General features: G+C 71.3%; 1 protein-coding gene and 1 pseudogene. One reads left to right on the forward strand and one right to left on the reverse strand.

Annotated elements, in window-relative coordinates:
- A pseudogene (locus R6V09_RS53170) lies at positions 1 to 231 on the forward strand (bifunctional DNA primase/polymerase); the annotation flags it as partial.
- Between the two features lie 142 nt (positions 232 to 373).
- Here R6V09_RS53170 and ftsY read toward each other — a convergent pair.
- The coding region (gene ftsY / locus R6V09_RS53175) for a signal recognition particle-docking protein FtsY (RefSeq protein WP_317888560.1) at positions 374 to 1,423 on the reverse strand (1,050 nt) is incomplete at its 5' end.

Raw genomic sequence — 1,423 nt, forward strand, 5'->3', positions numbered from 1 at the left:
GCCGCCGAACTCCCCACGCTGCTCTACCGCATGGGCTGGGACGACCCCACCTCCCTCGACCTCCGCGGCCTCGGCCCCGGCACCCACATCACCGCCCCGCCCTCCGACCGAGGAGGCCTCGGCCCGGTCCGCTGGCTCCGCTCCCCCGCACTCGACTCGGCGACGAAGCCGCCGGCGGCACGGTTGCTGCTGGGCACGCTGGCGTACGTGGCACACAGGTCGCGCGCATAGCCGTAGAGACGACGAAGTGCCCGTCCCCAACGGCGAGTTGAGGAACGGGCACTTCTTGGATGGGGGGACTACAGCGCGCCCTGAAGGGGCGCGGGGAACTGCGCGACAAGCCCCCACCGGCCCGCAGCAAACAAACAGCCCATCAGTCCCCAATAAGGGCATCAACGAACGCCTCCGGCTCAAAGGGTGCCAAATCATCCGCACCCTCACCGAGCCCGATCAGCTTCACCGGCACACCCAGCTCCCGCTGCACCGCGACCACGATCCCGCCCTTGGCCGTACCGTCCAGCTTGGTCAGCACGATGCCGGTGATGTCCACGACCTCGGCGAAGACCCGCGCCTGCACCAGCCCGTTCTGCCCGGTGGTCGCGTCGAGAACGAGCAGCACCTCGTCGAGCGGCGCGTGCTTCTCCACGACCCGCTTCACCTTGCCCAGCTCGTCCATGAGCCCGGTCTTGGTGTGGAGGCGTCCGGCGGTGTCGATGAGGACGACGTCGACGCCCATCTCCTTGCCCTCCTTCACCGCGTCGAAGGCGACGGAGGCGGGGTCACCGGCCTCGGGCCCGCGCACGGTGTGGGCACCGACCCGCTCGCCCCAGGTCTGCAACTGGTCGGCGGCGGCGGCCCGGAACGTGTCGGCGGCGCCGAGCACGACCGTACGGCCGTCGGCCACGAGGACACGGGCGAGCTTGCCGGTGGTGGTGGTCTTGCCGGTGCCGTTGACCCCGACGACCATCACGATGCCGGGCTTGCGGTCCTCGGGCTCGGTCTTCACCGCACGGTCGACGTCGGTGCCGACCAGCTTGAGGAGTTCCTCGCGGAGCAGGGCTCGCAGCTCCTGCGGGGTCCGGGTGCCGAGCACCTTCACGCGCTCGCGCAGCGCGTCGACCAGTTCCTGGGTGGGCGCCACGCCGACGTCGGCGGTGAGGAGGGTGTCCTCGATCTCCTCCCAGGTGTCCTCGTCGAGGTGCTCGCGCGACAGGAGCGTGAGCAGCCCCTGGCCGAGCGCGTTCTGCGAGCGGGAGAGCCGCGCGCGCAGCCGGACGAGGCGTCCGGCGGTCGGCTCGGGGACCTCCAGTACGGGGGGTTCCTCGACGGCGACCGGGGCCGAGCCGTCCGGAAGATCCACCTCCTCTATCGTCCGGCGCGCTTCGTCGCGCGGCGTCTCGGCCTCGTCGCCGATGTGCGGCTC

It is taken from the genome of Streptomyces sp. W16 (genome assembly GCF_033194735.1).
In the GTDB taxonomy this organism is placed as follows: domain Bacteria; phylum Actinomycetota; class Actinomycetes; order Streptomycetales; family Streptomycetaceae; genus Streptomyces.